General features: G+C 65.7%; 13 protein-coding genes. 6 read left to right on the plus strand and 7 right to left on the minus strand.

Features of this window, described 5'->3' with window-relative positions; translation table 11 throughout:
• Positions 1-245: 245 nt before the first annotated feature.
• Positions 246-530 carry a DNA-directed RNA polymerase subunit L gene (locus EPL01_RS15320; protein WP_135826154.1) on the minus strand — a complete coding sequence of 95 codons (285 nt, stop codon included), beginning with the start codon at positions 528-530 and terminating at the stop codon, positions 246-248.
• A gap of 348 nt (positions 531-878) precedes the next feature.
• Between EPL01_RS15320 and EPL01_RS15325 the strand changes: the two genes are divergently transcribed.
• Positions 879-2525, plus strand: a complete 1647-nt coding sequence (locus tag EPL01_RS15325) for a rhomboid family intramembrane serine protease (protein WP_135826155.1) — start codon at positions 879-881, stop codon at positions 2523-2525.
• A gap of 194 nt (positions 2526-2719) precedes the next feature.
• Here the strand turns inward: EPL01_RS15325 and EPL01_RS21770 are convergent, their stop codons facing one another.
• From EPL01_RS21770 to EPL01_RS15335, 3 genes are all read right to left on the minus strand, one after another.
• On the minus strand, positions 2720-2872 hold the full coding sequence (locus EPL01_RS21770) for a hypothetical protein (protein WP_168215928.1): 153 nt from the start codon (positions 2870-2872) through the stop codon (positions 2720-2722).
• 36 nt (positions 2873-2908) lie between these two features.
• Positions 2909-3553: an METTL5 family protein gene (locus EPL01_RS15330; RefSeq protein WP_135826156.1), complete on the minus strand. Its 645-nt coding sequence runs from the start codon at positions 3551-3553 to the stop codon at positions 2909-2911.
• Positions 3554-4157: 604 nt separating this feature from the next.
• A complete protein-coding gene (locus EPL01_RS15335; protein WP_135826157.1) occupies positions 4158-4559 on the minus strand; it encodes a DUF7961 family protein in 402 nt (133 codons plus the stop codon).
• Positions 4560-4726: 167 nt separating this feature from the next.
• Between EPL01_RS15335 and EPL01_RS15340 the strand changes: the two genes are divergently transcribed.
• Positions 4727-5647: a DUF726 domain-containing protein gene (locus tag EPL01_RS15340; RefSeq protein ID WP_135826158.1), complete on the plus strand. Its 921-nt coding sequence runs from the start codon at positions 4727-4729 to the stop codon at positions 5645-5647.
• Between the two features lie 42 nt (positions 5648-5689).
• On the opposite strand, the gene dph2 is transcribed toward EPL01_RS15340, so the two are convergent.
• Positions 5690-6748: a diphthamide biosynthesis enzyme Dph2 gene (dph2, locus tag EPL01_RS15345; RefSeq protein WP_135826159.1), complete on the minus strand. Its 1059-nt coding sequence runs from the start codon at positions 6746-6748 to the stop codon at positions 5690-5692.
• Between the two features lie 113 nt (positions 6749-6861).
• On the opposite strand from dph2, the gene EPL01_RS15350 reads away from it, so the two are divergent.
• From EPL01_RS15350 to EPL01_RS15360, 3 genes are all read left to right on the plus strand, one after another.
• Positions 6862-7263: a YlbF/YmcA family competence regulator gene (locus EPL01_RS15350; protein WP_135826160.1), complete on the plus strand. Its 402-nt coding sequence runs from the start codon at positions 6862-6864 to the stop codon at positions 7261-7263.
• 128 nt (positions 7264-7391) lie between these two features.
• Positions 7392-8930 (plus strand): hypothetical protein, encoded by a 1539-nt coding sequence (locus EPL01_RS22230; protein WP_135826161.1) that lies wholly within the window; start codon positions 7392-7394, stop codon positions 8928-8930.
• Positions 8931-9008: 78 nt separating this feature from the next.
• Complete coding sequence (locus EPL01_RS15360) at positions 9009-9842, plus strand: MBL fold metallo-hydrolase (RefSeq protein ID WP_135826162.1); 834 nt, start codon at positions 9009-9011, stop codon at positions 9840-9842.
• A 483-nt stretch (positions 9843-10325) separates the two neighbouring features.
• On the opposite strand, the gene EPL01_RS15365 is transcribed toward EPL01_RS15360, so the two are convergent.
• Together EPL01_RS15365 and EPL01_RS15370 are read right to left on the minus strand one after the other, a co-directional pair.
• On the minus strand, positions 10326-10565 hold the full coding sequence (locus EPL01_RS15365) for a hypothetical protein (protein WP_135826163.1): 240 nt from the start codon (positions 10563-10565) through the stop codon (positions 10326-10328).
• Positions 10566-10646: 81 nt separating this feature from the next.
• A complete protein-coding gene (locus tag EPL01_RS15370) occupies positions 10647-11576 on the minus strand; it encodes a WD40/YVTN/BNR-like repeat-containing protein (RefSeq protein WP_135826164.1) in 930 nt (309 codons plus the stop codon).
• Between the two features lie 140 nt (positions 11577-11716).
• Here EPL01_RS15370 and EPL01_RS15375 point away from each other — a divergent pair, with 140 nt between their 5' ends.
• Positions 11717-13792, plus strand: a complete 2076-nt coding sequence (locus EPL01_RS15375; RefSeq protein ID WP_210424164.1) for an AAA family ATPase — start codon at positions 11717-11719, stop codon at positions 13790-13792.
• The last annotated feature ends 36 nt before the right edge of the window (positions 13793-13828 follow it).

Consider the following 13828-nt stretch of genomic DNA (forward strand, 5'->3'; position numbering starts at 1 on the left):
TAGGGCGAGCGGACTCCTCCGGCCGGATGAACGGAGTAAACGGTCGGAAAGATTAGACAGAACGGCGTCGAGAGGGGAGACGGCGAGCGCGTGGCGGGACGGAACAGAGACAACTCTATCGTTGTTAAGAAAATAAAATTGTTTGTTTATGATATTCAGCGGATTATCTGGTGCGCTCGCGTCGGAGACTCGACTCCGGTCTCGAAGCGTCGAACGACCGCAGAACAGTCGAAGCAGTCTCAAATTCAGGCCGCGCTGTCGTAGGCCTCTCGGAAGGCGGCGGTCTTGTCCTTGATGTCGGCGGCGGCCTCCTCCAGCGCGTCGAGCGGGTCGGCACCGCCCTCGGTCTTGATGGTCAGAATCGGCTCGGTCTGACCGCCGGACTGCTCGGGGTTCACGTCGTAAGTCGCGGCCGCGACGCCCTCGTGTTCGAGGAGGGTGCCCTTCAGCACGTTCATGAAAGTGTGGTCCTCCCCGGCGATTTCGATGGAGATTTCGTCGGCTTCCTTCTCGATAACCCGTAGTTCCATACCCCTCAGTTCTGCCTTTGGGCGTTTCAACATTACGGAAAGCGGATTTACGGAGACAGGTTCTTCGACCCGACGAGACGTTTCCCAGGCTTGAACAAAGCCGTCTCCCGCAGCACCGCAGACCGCAACCGCGCCCCGTACCTCCCCGCCCACCGCGCGCAGAACTGCGCGCGGTGGGCGCATCCCGTGGGGAGAGGCGGCGAGCGCGTCTCGTGGATTGGGGAACGTAGCTCTCGCTGTCGATTCCGTCAGTGCCCGCCAGTCACGCACTCCCTACTATCTCCGACTGCTCGCCGCGCAACGAAATCCAGCCACTCATTTATACCGCGGTGGCCGAAAACATCGGATATGGTTCAGTTGCCTCCGTGGGTGCCCGCGCCGGAACAGGTCGCCATCCCGGCGGTGGTCCTGCTGTCGCTCGCGCTGGCCCGCCGCCTCGACGGCCCGAGCGGTCGGTGGGGCCAGCGACTCCGCGCCCGGTTCCTGCTGGGCGTCCCGTGGGGCACGCTCGTCTCGGCGCTGGGCGTCCTCGCGGTCTACCTGTTCGTCCAGCAGGGCTGGAGTCACTGGCGCAATCCCGTCACGCTCCCGTTCTCCTCGTGGTCGTACCTCTACCCCGTCGGGTGGCTCCTCGGCCCCTTCTCTCACTCCGGGCCGGGCCACCTGCTTGGCAACCTCACGACGACGCTCGCGGTCGCACCTCTCGCGGAGTACTTCTTCAGCCACTACCACACCAAGCGCGGCGAAAATCCCTTCTTCTCCAAAACGTCGAATCCGTGGATTCGCGCGTTCGTCATCTTCCCCGCGGGCGGGGCGGTCGTCGGCCTCGCAACCAGCCTGTTTTCGTGGGGCCCCATCATCGGCTTCTCGGGCGTCGTCTTCGCGTTCGTCGGGTTCGCGCTGGTTCGCTACCCCCTGATGACGGTGGTCGCGGTCTCGGCCCAAGGCGCGATTCGGACCGCCTACCACGCCCTGCGCAAGCCCGTCATCTTCGGGTCGGCCTCGCCGAGTTTCGGCGAACCGTGGTGGTTCGGCATCGCCGTGCAGGGCCACGTGCTTGGCCTCCTGCTGGGAACCTTGTTGGGGGTCGCGGTCCTCTACCGGCGGCGCGAGCGCGTCGGCGCGCTCCGGCTCTGGACCGGCGCGGTCGTCCTCGGCATGTCGATGAGCCTCTGGGCGCTCTGGTGGTACCGCGGCGAGAGCACCTACGTCCTCTACCGCGGCGCGGGCGTCGTCTTCGTCGTCGCGCTCGCGGCGCTGACGACCGTCGCGGCGACCGCCGACCGCAGGCCCATCGTCGGCGACGTCTCCCAACAGCAGGTCGGCCTGCTGGCGTTGCTCCTCCCCTTAGCGGTCATGGTCGGGGTCGCCGTTCCGGTCAACCTCACCACGGTCGGTGATGCCAGCGTCCCCGGCGGCGGCCCCGCAGTCGAGGTCCAAGGCTACAACGTCACCTACGCCGAGGAGGTCCAGAACCAGAAGGTCTCGGCCATCGACGTGTCGCTGTTCGGCGAGACGACCGACGTGACCACCAGCGGCGTCATCGTGGTCAACGACGACCGCGAAATCTGGGCGACGACGGCCTCGAAGGGGCGACTCGCGTTCACCGGGCGAGTGAACGTCCGCGTCGGCGGCGTCGGCTGGTCGGAGGTCGTCACGGTCCAGCGCCGCGGCTGGTCGGCGGTCGGCGGCGGAACCGCCTATCAGGTCTGGCTCCGCGGCCCCGACGACGGGAACTGGACGAAGACGTTCGCCTCCGACCCGGCGGTCGCCGAGGCCACGCTCGCCAACCGCTCGGTCGCGGTCGTCCCCGGAAGCGACCAGTTCGCCCTCCACGTCATGCGGAACAACTCGACGGTCGCATCCGGGCCGATACCCGCCAGCGGCGAGGACGTGACCCTCGATGACCTCCGGTTCGAGCGCGAGGGCCGGAAGCTCTACGCCGCCTTCGAGGGAACCCGCGTTCGGGTCGCAGTCCGCGAGGAGTACAACTGAGGGGTTTCGGCAGGGGACCATCCGCCTTCTTGGTGTCTGCGCGAGCAAAGCGAGCGCAGGCTCGGAGGACGCGGTTTGTCCTCCGGTGAACTGAAAGGGCGAGCGCGGTTCGCCCCCGGAGAGCGACCGCGAACCGCGCGAGGGCTTTCGGAGCCTTCACTCCAATTCAGTCACCATCAGATGTTGCTTCTCCCTCAAACCAATCCACCGAGCGTGATTGCAGTCCCGACGAACACGAGGGAGGCACCGAAACCGATAGCGCCGAACTGGAGCGAGGCGATTCCGACGAGCGTCGTCTGCACGCCGCCGCCGACGAGACGGAGGCGCGTTTCGAGGTGGTCGTCCATACCTCCCGACACGAAGGCCGAGAGGAAAATCTTCTCCTACCCCCACCGAATCCGGAAGACCTCGGCGTCGATGGTCTCGCGCTCGCTGGTCTGGTGGTCGAAGCGCCGAGGCAGGTCGAGGTCGGCCCGGAAGGCGTGGGTGACCTCGCCCTCCTCGTCGTCGGCGAAGGCCTCCACGAAGTCCTGACTCCCGGCGTTGTGAATCGAGTAGGAGACGCCCGCGACTTCGCTCGCGGTGGCGAGGAACGCCCGGTCGGCGTGTTCGTTGCCCGTCTGCGCGCCGAAGGGCGGGTTCATCAGGACCGTGGTCTCCTCGCGGTCGAGGCCCGCGGAGGAGTCCGAAGGACACAGCGGCGCGCGAGTCGCGTCGGCGAGGAGCCAGTCGATAGCTTCCGGCGGTTCGACGCGGCGTTCGTTCTCGCGGGCCTGCGAGAGTGCGCCGGGGTCGCGGTCGAGGCCGAGGACCCGCGCGGGGCCGCGGAAGGCCGCGCCGAGCGCGAGCATCCCGGTGCCGGTGCCGAGGTCCACGACGGTCCGGCCTGCGAGGTCGCCCTGCACGTCGGCGAGGTGGACGAGGTGGGCCGCGAGGTCGGCGGGCGTGGGGTACTGCTCCAACTCGACGCGCGGGTCTCGGAATCCGGAGACGTGCGAGAGTCGGCGCTCCAGCGCGGCCTTGTCCATGTCTTGCGGGAGGTTGTTGAGGGAAGTGAGAGTTTGGATTCGGGGACGAGAATATTCTGTCGAAGACGAGAACGACCGCGAAGAACAGGCAGTGATGTTTTCTTGAAGCCCCCGCCCGGTCGCGGTCGTCGTCCGAGAGCGAAGCTCTCGTGATCACGAAAATCTCCGATTTTCGAACGACTCCGTGACATATCCTCGGTCTCGCAGCACCGGAAGACAAACCGCGTCTTCCGAGCCATCACCTCACTCCGTTCGGTGAGACACCGCCCGACCTCGGATAGAGGTCACGGAGCGACCACGGGCCTGTCGGCCCGCCGGGAGACAAACCGCGTCTCCCGAGGTCACGCTCGGTTCCCTCGCGTGACCGCGACCGGGCGGCCCCTTCACCCCACCCTATCGGCTGGTCCATCGAGCCTTCGCTGGTGGATTGGTCAGCTGAGCGTTCTGGTGGATTGGACAGTTTCGCTCGTCCGTGGCGGTTGGTCGGCCGGGCGTCGCGTCTCGGCGCGTGCGCCGAGACGCTTGCAATTGAGATAATTCTACCTTGCTTTAGAAAATCAAAATGCTGCTTTTAGAAAGGAAGAGATATGTAAAGGCCGCGTTCTCACTCGTCGAGGGTGATGGGACCGGCCACGTCGAGGGTGACGCCCTCGCGGTGGGCGCGCTCCGCGACGGCGGCCAGCGCGGGGCGGACCTTCGACTCGTCGCCCACGCTGTCGAACTCGACGGTGACGATGCTCGCGCCGAGGAAGGAAGCGGCCTGCACGTACTCTCGGACGCGGTCGGCCTCGTCTTGCGTGGCGAACGAGCAGTCCTCGCCGAAGCGAGCGTCGACGGTCACGCGGGCGGGGACGAGACCGTCTGCGTCGAGTTCTTGCTTGAGTTCCCGCAGGGCGTCGGGTGCGGTCGAAGGAATCGACTCGGCGTCGAGACTGACCGGCGTGAGGTCTTCGACGCGACAGCGTTCGATTGCGGTTCGGACGTCGGCGGAGCGAGTGGCGCTCATCGTTACCAGCACATACATAGCCCTCATACAAAAAGGTTTGTGAATGCTTAGTAGTAATACAACCGGGGCGAGCCGGGATTGCTGACAGATGAATAACGGGTAAAAACTACACGCTAGTTTGAAACATCACGAATAAACTTAATAGAGATAAATCCATTCGAAACTGTATGGCAACAAACGGTAATGATGGTACGGCAGAAGCGAGCGCGACGAAGACGACGACCCGCCGAGCGGTCCTGCGCGGGACGGCGGTCGCCGCGGGCCTCGCGGGATTCGCGGGGTCGGCGTCGGCCTTCTCGGGCGACGACGGCGACATCTCCGGGTCGTGGGACTTCCCGCGGGCGACCACTCGCGGCCACTTCGACATCCACTGGTGGTACGGCGACCAGTTGACCGACGGCCACACCGCCACCGACTACGATACGGTCGGCGACATCCCCGGCTGGAACACGTCCTCCTCGCCCGACGAAATCATGGTCTCGGTCCACGGCTGGCGGAACGCGCCGGAGGACGCGCCCGACCACTTCGCCACCGTGAAGCGCTCGCTCCGGAACAACGGCTACGACGCCCCGGTCGTCGGCTTCAGTTGGGACTCGGACACCAGCACCGACAACTGGTGGCCCACCACCGACATCGCCGAGCGCAACGGCCCGAAACTCGCCAACTTCCTGACCGACTACGCCGCACAGAACCCCGACACCAGCGTCCGCATCAACGGTCACTCGCTCGGCGCGCGGGTCGTCACCGAGTGCATCAAGGCGCTCAACACGTGGGGCGTCCGCGACCTGCTCGACTCCGCCACGTTGCTCGGCGGGGCCGCGGACAACGACTCGGTCGCGTGGGACGGCGAGTACGGCGACGACATCGCCGCCGCGGTCGGCCAGTTCGACAACTACTGGAAGTCCGACGACGACGTGCTGAACTGGGCCTACTCGACCGGCGAGTTCGACTCGGCCGTCGGCGAGGAGGGCGCTGAGGGCGACACGCCGAGCAACTACGCGGACCACAACGTCGATTACGTCCCGGATCACTTCTCGTACCACGAACCCGGCGACGGCTGTATGGCGGAGGTCGTCGCGGAGTTCTGAAAGCGAGTCGAAGGAGAATCGAGAGCAGCGAACTCGGCTACCTCACCACGTGCCGTGGAAGGTGTCGAAGCTGAGTTCGTCCAGCGGCTTGTTCCCCACGGCAATCTCGTACTCGCCGGGGGTCAGCATCGGCTTGTGGAACTGCGGGCCGTCGTCGGTCGTGATGCGCGGGCACCCCGTATTCACGAAGGCGTCCATGTCGAAGTTCCGGAGGCGGTCGGGCGTGACCTCGTCCATCGTGATGAGGTAGGCGTCGTCGTTGCCGTCGAGAATCTCTTGGGCCTGCTCCCAGCGACCCTGCCCGATCTTCGTGCAGAAGATGACGCCCCACTTCTCGGCGTCCATCGCCTTGTGGACCGAGGCGTAGCGCTGTTTCAGGAACTTTTCTGTATCAGCAACGGTCACGACGTTGTTCACGGGGTCGCCGATGACGACTTTCTTGTCGGGATGTTCCATGGCGAGGCCGAGGGGGTGGAACTTCCCGCCGCCGACGTAGAGGACGTGGTCGGCGTCGATGTCTGCGCTGGCGTAGTTGCAACCCAGAACCTGCCCCTCGTGAGTGAGTCGGTCGTCGCCCTTCCGGGTCTTCACGTCGAAGCCGCGCTCGTCCAGCCACGATTTCATCTCCTCGAAGCGATTCATGTGCTGGGCGGTCGTGACGAGGCCGACGCTGGGGCGCTCGTCGCTCTCCTCGGGGTCCGGAAGCTCTTCGAGGGACTCCTCCATGATGGGGAACACGTCCACGTTCGAGAAGAGGGGGACGTAGATGACCTTGTCCGTGTTCTTCATCGGCGAGTGACCGAAGTGGACGAACACGTCGGTCCGCTTCATCAGGAAGGTGTCGAGGTCGCAGGCCCCGTAGCAGGGCTGGCCCGAAATCATCACGGTCACGTCGTCGGGCACCAACTCGCGGATGTCGTCGGCGACCTTCGGGCCGCGGCGCTTCAGTCCCTCGGGGAACTGGAGGCCGACCTTGGTGGCGTCGCGCTCCTCGACCGCTTCCACGATGCGGTCGAGTTCGTAGTCCCACTCCCGGTCGTGCTTGAGGGACATGCCGGTATTTCGGAGGTCTCCCTCGCTGTACTCGCTGTCTTGGCTCATTGGAACTGTTTTGTTCGTGAGGACGTTTAAGGACGGTGTTCCTGAATGGGAGGTGAGAACCTCTAGCGAGTATCCGGCAGGTCTAAAACGCCACAGTCCCAACAGACCTGCACATGAGCATCGAAACCGAGGCCGACGGCGAGGCGTCCGAACTCACTCGCGTCGAAGAACTCGCGGAGGAACTCGGCGAGGCAATCGCCCAGACGCCCGAGTACCAGCACTTCGAGGAGACCAAGGAGGCCGTCGAGGAGGACGACGAGGCCCAGGAGAAGGTCCAAGAGTTCGAGCAGATGCGCCAGGAGTTCATGCTGGCGCGTCAGACCGGCGAGGCCACCCAGCAGGACGTCCAGAAGGTCCAGCAGGCCCAGCAGGAACTTCACTCCCTGCCGGTGATGGAGGAGTATCTGGAGGCCCAAGAAGCGCTCGAAGAGAAGATGGAGACCGTCAACAAGGCCATCTCGGAGCCACTCGCCGTGGACTTCGGCGACCAAGCGAGCGGTTGCTGTGAGGACTAACTGACGGCGCGCGCCCCTACGATTGCCGCGATTTTTCGAGGTATTTCCAGTTCATTTTCGATTCGTCTCCGATATCTGGCAACGACGCCTAAGTCCGCTGAGAGCGAGTTGATACACGGTGGGGAGTTATGGACGACGAAAATAGAACCACGAGCGACGACACACGTATCGACGACGCGAACAAGAACGTCACGACGGACCGCGAGACGATTCGGACGTGGATAGAGGACAGCGGAGCCAAGCCTGGCTATCGGACTACCGAGGCGGGCGACCGAGAGCCGTACATCTACTACCCCGGCGAGGAGGACGACGAGAACATCGAAGAGTCCGACTGGGACACCTTCCACGAGGAATTCAGCGATCGGGAGATGGCGCTGGTCCGCCACGCCGACCGACCGAAGGAGGGCCGAGGCCAGTTCGAACTCGTGGACCGGACCGAGGCCATCGAGCGCGCCACGCTGGACGACAGAGAGGTCGAAGAGGCCCTGATGGAGGGCGAGACGGTCGAGACCGAGATTACCGAGACCAAGGTCATCGAGAAGACCGTCCAAGAGACCGAAACCATCGAGAGCGAAGTCGTGGACAGCGAAATCGTCCGCGACGAGGTCATCGACACCGAACTCGTCCGGCGCGAAATCGTGGACATCCACATCGGCGAGGAGAAAGAGGGCATCGCCATCGTGGAGGACCGCGAGAGCGCCGGGTGGGAGGAGGACGTACAGGAGTTCGACGTGACCGAGCGCGAGGTCATCACGGTGGACGTGGACGAGACCCGCGAGGTCACCCGCGAGATTATCGAGCGCAAGACCGTCGAGAGCCGCGTCGTGGACCACGACGTAGAGGAAACCGAGACTGTCGAGTCCGACACGCTGGAGAGTCGCGTCAACCTCGAAGGCGTCCAGCGAAACATCCTCGAGAGCGACATCCTCGGCGGCGAGATAGTCACCGACGAGGTCATCGAGGGAGGCCACGTCGAGAGCGAGTTCACCGACGAGGGCACCATCGAGACCCACCTCTTCGAGCGCCGCATCGTGGAGGACGAAATCGTGGACCGCAAGCGCCTGACCTTCGAGTTCACCGACGAGGACCTCGTCAGTAGCGAGACCGTCACGTCCACGCTGGTCGAGACGATGCTCATCGGCTCCGACGCGACCGAGGAGGGCGTCGAGGGCGAGCGCATCGAGACCGAGGGGGTCCGAATCGACCGCGACGAGACCGCGGCCGCGGGCGTCACGACCGGCGCGGAGACGGAGACGACCGCGAGCGCGGATACAGACACCACGGACACCGAGACCGCGACCGCAAGCACGGACGAGACGGCCACGAGCGAGACCGCGATGGGCGACACGCCGACCGAGAGCGAGACCACCGCGGACACGAGCGAGGGGATGACGGACGACGACGAGACGATGGTCGAAGACGAGGCCGTCACGCTGGACGACGACGACGTTGGCAAGGACGTGATGGACGCCAACGACGAGAAGGTCGGCGTCGTCACCGAGGTAGACGAAGACGCCAACAGGCTGTACGTGGACCCGAACCCCGGACTCGCCCAGCGCGTCAAGACTCGGCTCGGTTGGGAGGGCCACGACGACGACGCCTACTCGGTCGAACCCGACCGAATCTCGGAAATCGACGACGACCACGTTCGCCTCCGGAGCATGTGAATCGCCTCGGGCTTCCCGTTCCGGGCGCAGTCGCCGCGAAGAACAACACTTACCTCTTTTTGCGGCCCAGTGGGCGACATGGCAATCCACAGCGACTGGGGAGACTGGCTCCCGCGAGCGGTCGAGGACGCCGACCCCGAGGGCATCGCGGTCTGGTACCTCGGCTGTAACGGCTTCGTGCTGAAGGCCGACGAGACCACGGTCTACATCGACCCCTACCTCGGGACCGGCGACCCGCCCAGAACCGTCCGGATGGTGCCGGTGCCCTTCGACCCCGAGGACGTGGCCGAGGCCGACGCCGTGCTGGCGACCCACGAACACACCGACCACGTCCACGGCCCGAGTCAGGCCCCGATTCTGGAGACTACCGGCGCGACGTTCTACGCGCCCGACGACAGCCTCGCGGTGGCCCGCGACGACGAGAACTGGACCGAGGAGTGGGACGTAGACGACGAGCAACTCGAAGAAGTCGCGGAGGGCGACACCTTCGAAGTCGGCGCGTTCACGATTCACGTCGAACCGGCCCACGACCCCGACGCGACTCACCCGGTCAGCTACGTCGTGGAGTACGACGGCCGGACGTTCTTCCACGGCGGCGACACCAAGCCCAGCGACGAGTTCGCCGAAGTCGGCGAGGCGTACGACATCGACCTCGGCGTGCTGGCGTTCGGGAGCGTCGGCCAGATTCCGGACAAGGAGACCAGAGAACCCAAGCGCACTCGCTGGTACAACGACGAGAATCAGGCCGTCGAGGCCGCGAGTGACCTGCGATTCGACCGCTTCCTGCCGAGCCACTGGGACATGTGGAAGGGCCTGACAGCCGACCCGACCGCGCTTCACAAGCACGCCCGGAGCTTCGAGTATCCCGAGCGACTGGAAATCGCGGAGATTGGCGACCGCGTGGACCTCTGAGCGGGCGAAGGCGGTCGCTTCGAGTCCGGATCGTGTCGATTCGGCGCGGGTGATTCTCCTCGTCTTTTTCCGAGAACGGGATTCGCGTGTCCACGATCCGCGAGATAGCTACTCCTTGAGCAACAACCGCTTGAGCAACGGAAGACCGCACCGCAACCGCGACCGCGGGCCTCACGCCTCCCCAACCTCGGCGGCCGCATCTGCGGCCGCCGTCCCTCGCGCGCGATGCGACGCCACAGGCGTCGCACCCACACGCGCCGACGAAAAGACATCAGAGTATTTCTTAGACATAACTATATAATATCTAAGTAAATATTATTACTTGTCTAGCCGACGCGAAGGTTCAAATGCGAAGCCGGGGCAAACCCGCCTCGGACGCGTCGCGCGGTCACCCGAGCGCCGGTCGGGGACCGCCAGTCCGACTAACCGGAAACGGCTGAGCCAGAAAATCGGGTGAACCAGTAGCGACGCCGCCGACCCGCCTCACTCCCGCCGATGCCGGAGCGCGTTGCGGGTCTTCCCCACGCCGTCCGCGAGGAGGTCGTGCAGGACGAACGAAAGCCTCGTGAACGCCGCGAGGAGCGCCAGCACCAGCGGTAGGCCGACCACGAGTCCGACGCCCTGCACGCCGGAGAGTTCCAGCAGTTGGACGACGAGCAGAACGAAAATGGCGAAGACGGCGACTTCGACGACAATCCCCACCTTCTGGGCAGGACCCGCCATACGTACGGTTCGTAGCGAGTCATGTTAGCACCTTTCGCTCGGGGCGGGTCGCGGAGCGGCGCGTCCGCGCGGCGCGCCCCGTCACACCGAGCAGAGCGCGGCCACACCCGCGGGCATCCGGCCGCCCTCGACCCATTCGCCCGACGAGCGGAAGACGACCCGTCCGTCGTTCGTGCCCGCGACGACGTGACCGTCGTCGGCGGTCCACGAGAGGACGACCTCCTCGGGTTGGCCCGGATAGGCCACCGGTTCGAGAACGTCGCCGTCGTCCTCAGACTCGAAGAGTGCTGCGTCTGCGCCGCGCTCGCCCCGCCACGTGCCCGGCGAGGAGCGCGCGGCCGCGGCGTAGAGGGTACCGTCGCGCGCGAAGGCCTCGCGGAAGTACGTGTGGTCCACGCCGTCGTCCAGTCGGACCCACGTCTCGCCCGCGTCGCGGGTCCGGTACAGGCCACCGCCGCAGGAGGCGACGTAGTGGTCCGACTCGCGCACGAGGACGTGATGCACGTCGTCGTGGACGCCCGCCCGGCGCTCGGTCCACGTCTCGCCGCGGTCCTCGCTGACGTGGACGCCGCCGACCTCGACGCCAGCGACCACGCGGTCCGACGCGTCCTGATGCGCGCCGAGGCTCCGGACGTGGGCCTCGTCGCGGTGTCGCGGCGTGTGCCACGAGTCGCGCGACGGGAGGTCCTGAAAGCCCGATAGCTCCTGCCACGTCTCCCCTCCGTCTTCGGAGACGTACAGGTGCGCCGGATGCGTCCCGGCGTAGAGGCATTCGCCCGCGGGGTCGCCGAGTACCGAGTAGACCTCCTCGCGCGGGACGCCGAGATCGGTCCACGAGTCCCCGCCGTCGGTCGAGCGGTAGAGACCCGACTTGGTGGTGGCGAACACCCCCGGCCACTCCTCGAAGCGCCGGATGCGCATGACTCGCCCGGCGTCGAGTACCTGCTCCGCCGACTCGAATCGCGGGCCGTGAGCGCGGTAGACGCCGTCGTAGGTTCCTGCGAGTAGCATACTCCCGGATACGCTCGGAGCGTCCAAATAGATGCATCCTGGTCGCCGCGGGTCGCTCGGCAAATACTCGTCGTTGGCTTGTCGTCGTTTCGTTACGTGCGGGCGTGTGATTTATATGGCCGTTCTGGGATGTGAACCGTATGAGTGACAGTATGACCGAGGTGGTGACGACGAACGACAGCGGCGTCGTCGTCGAGAAGTCCTTCGAGGGCGAGGAGTTCGCCGTCCCCGCAATCAAGTTCGTGATTCGCTGCGAGCGAGACGAGCGCGCGACCCTCCGGCTCGCCGACGACATCCCCGAGGAGTTCCCGATGGACAACGTCGGTTTCCACCCCGACTACGAGAACGACAACTGGACCGCGTACAAGGACCACCGAGTCCAGTTCGAGCGCGAACTCGAACCCGGCGAGGAACTCGTCACGGTCTACGGCGTCCGACTCGCCGAGGACGACGACCCCTCGACTTTCCTCGGCGCGCCGACCATCGAGGAGGTATCGCCGGTCTCGGTCGATTCCGGCACGACTGACCCCAACGCCGAGGCCATCGGCGCGGACGACCCCGCACCGAGCAGTCCCGACTTCGACGGCGAGGTCGGCGGCCCGGACGGCAACACCATCACGGACATCGTCTCCGAGGAGGACAGCCAACTCGTCCGCGACGTGGTCGCGGGCGAGGAGGACCTCGGACTGGACGACGAGGACCCCCTCGCGGCGGGCGACGCCGGAGACGCCGAGGACGACCCGCTCGCGGCCAGCGCCGACGATGCTGACCCCCTCGCTGAAGACGACGATACCCTCGCCGAGAGCGAGGAGGACCCGTTGGCCGACGACGATTCGGACAGCTTCCTCGAACCCGAGGACGAATCGGTCGGCGACGAAACCGACGCTGACGCCAGCGACGAGGACAGCGTGAGCGACGCGGACGAAGCGCCCAACCTCGGCGAAACGCCCGACGCCGACGAGGGCGTTGAGGAGACGGGCGACGAATCCGGGGACGAAACGGGCGAGTCCGAAGACCAGACTCCGCCCTCCGAGGAGGCGGACGAGACCGTGACCGCCGAACCCGAGGCGTCGCCGCCGCGCCCCGGAAGCGTCGCGGCCGCGCTCGCCGACGAAATCCGGGCCGGAGAGGTCGAGGACGACGACCTGCGGGCCATCCAGCGCGAACTCGACGTGGAGATGCCCGAGAGTACCAACGTCCGCATCCGCCACCTCCAGTCGCGCGTCGAGGACCTCTCGGCGTACACCGAGGCGCTCGAAGCGTTCATCGACGAGAACGGCGTGGCCGAGGACATCTTCGACGACTTCGAGGAGGACATCGCGTCGGTCCGGGCCGACGTGCGGGCCTTCGAGGACGAGGTGCAGGCGCTTCGCGCGGAGAACGACGACAGAGAGGAGCGCGTGGACGAACTCGGCGACGACGTCTCCTCGGTCGAAGGCGAGGTGGACAGCCTCGAATCCGACATCGAGAGCGTCGAGTCCGAAGTCGGTAGCGTGGCCTCTGACGTGGAAAGCGCCAAGGCGGACGTGAGCGACCTCGAATCCGACGTGAACAGCGTCGAATCGGACCTGCGCGGCGTCGAGTCGAGCGTGGACGAAATCGAGTCGAACCTCGACGCGCTCGAAGCCGACTTGCAGGACCTCGAAAGCGGACTGCGTGAGGAAATCGAGGCGACCGAGGCCGACCTGCGCGAGGACCTGCGAGAGTTCGAGAGCGTCCGCGAGGACGTCTCGGACCTCGAATCCGAACTCGAAGCCGTGGACGAACTCCGCGACGAGGTGGCCGAAATCGAGACCCTGCGCGAGGAGGTCGAGGCGCTGGAGGGCATCAGCGACGAGGTCGAAGCCCTCGAAGCAGAACTCGAAGACGCGGGCGATTTCGGCGAGGAGTTCGAGGCCCTCGAAACCCAACTGAACGAACTCGAAGAACTCGTCGGCGCGAACACCGACGACGTGACCTCGGTCGGCAACGAGTTGGAGACGGTCGCCGACGAACTCTCCGAGGTCCGCGAGGAACTCGGCGACGTGAGCGACGCGACCGAGCGAATCGAGGACGTCTCCGAGAGCGTCGAATCGCTGTCGGCAGACCTCGACGCCCTCGAAGAGAACCTCACCGCGCGCGTCGAGAGCGTCGAGGAGGACGTGGCCGCGATTCACGACGAACTCGAAGGCATCCAGGAGTGGCGCGAGCAGATCAACAACGTGTTCGGTAACTGACCGCTGGCGCTACCAAATCCAGGCGGAGCATAGCCG

The sequence above is a fragment of the Halorussus ruber genome (assembly GCF_004765785.1).
GTDB lineage: Archaea > Halobacteriota > Halobacteria > Halobacteriales > Haladaptataceae > Halorussus > Halorussus ruber.

Bases quoted from the DNA above. Each gene is read 5' to 3' on its own strand.
- EPL01_RS15340 (WP_135826158.1), top strand. From the start codon at position 4,727: ATGGCAACAAACGGTAATGATGGTACGGCAGAAGCGAGCGCGACGAAG.
- EPL01_RS15365 (WP_135826163.1), bottom strand. From the start codon at position 10,565: ATGGCGGGTCCTGCCCAGAAGGTGGGGATTGTCGTCGAAGTCGCCGTC.
- EPL01_RS15370 (WP_135826164.1), bottom strand. From the start codon at position 11,576: ATGCTACTCGCAGGAACCTACGACGGCGTCTACCGCGCTCACGGCCCG.
- EPL01_RS21770 (WP_168215928.1), bottom strand. From the start codon at position 2,872: ATGGACGACCACCTCGAAACGCGCCTCCGTCTCGTCGGCGGCGGCGTG.
- EPL01_RS15350 (WP_135826160.1), top strand. From the start codon at position 6,862: ATGAGCATCGAAACCGAGGCCGACGGCGAGGCGTCCGAACTCACTCGC.
- EPL01_RS15360 (WP_135826162.1), top strand. From the start codon at position 9,009: ATGGCAATCCACAGCGACTGGGGAGACTGGCTCCCGCGAGCGGTCGAG.
- EPL01_RS15335 (WP_135826157.1), bottom strand. From the start codon at position 4,559: ATGAGCGCCACTCGCTCCGCCGACGTCCGAACCGCAATCGAACGCTGT.
- EPL01_RS22230 (WP_135826161.1), top strand. From the start codon at position 7,392: ATGGACGACGAAAATAGAACCACGAGCGACGACACACGTATCGACGAC.
- EPL01_RS15320 (WP_135826154.1), bottom strand. From the start codon at position 530: ATGGAACTACGGGTTATCGAGAAGGAAGCCGACGAAATCTCCATCGAA.
- EPL01_RS15325 (WP_135826155.1), top strand. From the start codon at position 879: ATGGTTCAGTTGCCTCCGTGGGTGCCCGCGCCGGAACAGGTCGCCATC.
- EPL01_RS15330 (WP_135826156.1), bottom strand. From the start codon at position 3,553: ATGGACAAGGCCGCGCTGGAGCGCCGACTCTCGCACGTCTCCGGATTC.
- dph2 (WP_135826159.1), bottom strand. From the start codon at position 6,748: ATGAGCCAAGACAGCGAGTACAGCGAGGGAGACCTCCGAAATACCGGC.
- EPL01_RS15375 (WP_210424164.1), top strand. From the start codon at position 11,717: ATGAGTGACAGTATGACCGAGGTGGTGACGACGAACGACAGCGGCGTC.